This is a genomic window from Pantoea anthophila (assembly GCF_006494375.1).
In the GTDB taxonomy this organism is placed as follows: Bacteria; Pseudomonadota; Gammaproteobacteria; order Enterobacterales; family Enterobacteriaceae; genus Pantoea; species Pantoea anthophila.
In genome coordinates this window covers 1-3,013 of sequence record NZ_VHIZ01000065.1, presented here as the reverse complement: position 1 = coordinate 3,013, position 3,013 = coordinate 1, and the positions used below count along the sequence as shown (strand labels likewise).

The window sequence follows — 3,013 nt, the reverse complement described above, 5'->3', positions numbered from 1 at the left end:
CTTGGGTGACGAGTGGCGGACGGGTGAGTAATGTCTGGGGATCTGCCCGATAGAGGGGGATAACCACTGGAAACGGTGGCTAATACCGCATAACGTCGCAAGACCAAAGAGGGGGACCTTCGGGCCTCTCACTATCGGATGAACCCAGATGGGATTAGCTAGTAGGCGGGGTAATGGCCCACCTAGGCGACGATCCCTAGCTGGTCTGAGAGGATGACCAGCCACACTGGAACTGAGACACGGTCCAGACTCCTACGGGAGGCAGCAGTGGGGAATATTGCACAATGGGCGCAAGCCTGATGCAGCCATGCCGCGTGTATGAAGAAGGCCTTCGGGTTGTAAAGTACTTTCAGCGGGGAGGAAGGCGGTGAGGTTAATAACCTTGCCGATTGACGTTACCCGCAGAAGAAGCACCGGCTAACTCCGTGCCAGCAGCCGCGGTAATACGGAGGGTGCAAGCGTTAATCGGAATTACTGGGCGTAAAGCGCACGCAGGCGGTCTGTTAAGTCAGATGTGAAATCCCCGGGCTTAACCTGGGAACTGCATTTGAAACTGGCAGGCTTGAGTCTCGTAGAGGGGGGTAGAATTCCAGGTGTAGCGGTGAAATGCGTAGAGATCTGGAGGAATACCGGTGGCGAAGGCGGCCCCCTGGACGAAGACTGACGCTCAGGTGCGAAAGCGTGGGGAGCAAACAGGATTAGATACCCTGGTAGTCCACGCCGTAAACGATGTCGACTTGGAGGTTGTTCCCTTGAGGAGTGGCTTCCGGAGCTAACGCGTTAAGTCGACCGCCTGGGGAGTACGGCCGCAAGGTTAAAACTCAAATGAATTGACGGGGGCCCGCACAAGCGGTGGAGCATGTGGTTTAATTCGATGCAACGCGAAGAACCTTACCTACTCTTGACATCCAGAGAACTTAGCAGAGATGCTTTGGTGCCTTCGGGAACTCTGAGACAGGTGCTGCATGGCTGTCGTCAGCTCGTGTTGTGAAATGTTGGGTTAAGTCCCGCAACGAGCGCAACCCTTATCCTTTGTTGCCAGCGATTCGGTCGGGAACTCAAAGGAGACTGCCGGTGATAAACCGGAGGAAGGTGGGGATGACGTCAAGTCATCATGGCCCTTACGAGTAGGGCTACACACGTGCTACAATGGCGCATACAAAGAGAAGCGACCTCGCGAGAGCAAGCGGACCTCACAAAGTGCGTCGTAGTCCGGATCGGAGTCTGCAACTCGACTCCGTGAAGTCGGAATCGCTAGTAATCGTGGATCAGAATGCCACGGTGAATACGTTCCCGGGCCTTGTACACACCGCCCGTCACACCATGGGAGTGGGTTGCAAAAGAAGTAGGTAGCTTAACCTTCGGGAGGGCGCTTACCACTTTGTGATTCATGACTGGGGTGAAGTCGTAACAAGGTAACCGTAGGGGAACCTGCGGTTGGATCACCTCCTTACCTGAAGATACCTTTCCGCGAAGTGCTCACACAGATTGTCTGATAAAAAGTAATGAGCAGGACGGCTGCGAAGTCGTGACACTATCGTGTCCCCTTCGTCTAGCGGTTAGGACTCCGCCCTTTCACGGCGGCAACAGGGGTTCGAATCCCCTAGGGGACGCCACCTGCTTGGTGACAGGTGAAAGGTGTCTCCATACAGTATCTCAAAACCGTTTCCGCTGCGCGAGCAGGGAGACGCGTCTGAGATATTTGCTCTTTAACAATCCGGAACAAGCTGAAAATTGAAACGACATGACGCGTTCATTCTCCGTAATAAGAATGAAACAGCGACATGTCCGAGTCTCTCAAATGCTTACAGTCTGCAGCGTGAAAACGCCTGTGGGTTGTGAGGTTAAGCGACTAAGCGTACACGGTGGATGCCCTGGCAGTCAGAGGCGATGAAGGACGTGCTAATCTGCGTAAAGCGACGGTAAGGTGATATGAACCGCTACAGCCGTCGATGTCCGAATGGGGAAACCCGGTGCACTCAGTGCATCATTGCAGCATGAATACATAGTGCTGCAAGGCGAACCGGGGGAACTGAAACATCTAAGTACCCCGAGGAAAAGAAATCAACCGAGATTCCCCCAGTAGCGGCGAGCGAACGGGGAGCAGCCCAGAGCCTGAATCAGCATGTGTGTTAGTGGAAGCGTCTGGAAAGTCGCAGGGTACAGGGTGATACTCCCGTACACAAAAGCACACGCGCTGTGAGCTCGATGAGTAAGGCGGGACACGTGGTATCCTGTCTGAATATGGGGGGACCATCCTCCAAGGCTAAATACTCCTGACTGACCGATAGTGAACCAGTACCGTGAGGGAAAGGCGAAAAGAACCCCGGCGAGGGGAGTGAAACAGAACCTGAAACCGTGTACGTACAAGCAGTGGGAGCACCCTTGTGGTGTGACTGCGTACCTTTTGTATAATGGGTCAGCGACTTATATTCTGTAGCAAGGTTAACCGTATAGGGGAGCCGCAGGGAAACCGAGTCTTAACTGGGCGTTAAGTTGCAGGGTATAGACCCGAAACCCGGTGATCTAGCCATGGGCAGGTTGAAGGTTGGGTAACACTAACTGGAGGACCGAACCGACTAATGTTGAAAAATTAGCGGATGACCTGTGGCTGGGGGTGAAAGGCCAATCAAACCGGGAGATAGCTGGTTCTCCCCGAAAGCTATTTAGGTAGCGCCTCGTGAACTCATCTCCGGGGGTAGAGCACTGTTTCGGCTAGGGGGCCATCCCGGCTTACCAACCCGATGCAAACTGCGAATACCGGAGAATGTTATCACGGGAGACACACGGCGGGTGCTAACGTCCGTCGTGAAGAGGGAAACAACCCAGACCGCCAGCTAAGGTCCCAAAGTCATGGTTAAGTGGGAAACGATGTGGGAAGGCACAGACAGCCAGGATGTTGGCTTAGAAGCAGCCATCATTTAAAGAAAGCGTAATAGCTCACTGGTCGAGTCGGCCTGCGCGGAAGATGTAACGGGGCTAAACCATGCACCGAAGCTGCGGCAGCGACACT

The 3,013-nt window shown here is 54.1% G+C and carries 1 tRNA gene and 2 rRNA genes; all 3 read left to right on the top strand.

Annotated elements, in window-relative coordinates:
* A 16S ribosomal RNA gene (locus FJW00_RS21110) occupies nt 1-1,453 on the top strand; the annotation flags it as partial.
* 88 nt (nt 1,454-1,541) lie between these two features.
* Nucleotides 1,542-1,616: transfer RNA gene (locus FJW00_RS21105), tRNA-Glu, on the top strand.
* Nucleotides 1,617-1,842: 226 nt separating this feature from the next.
* Nucleotides 1,843-3,013, top strand: a 23S ribosomal RNA gene (locus tag FJW00_RS21100); the annotation flags it as partial.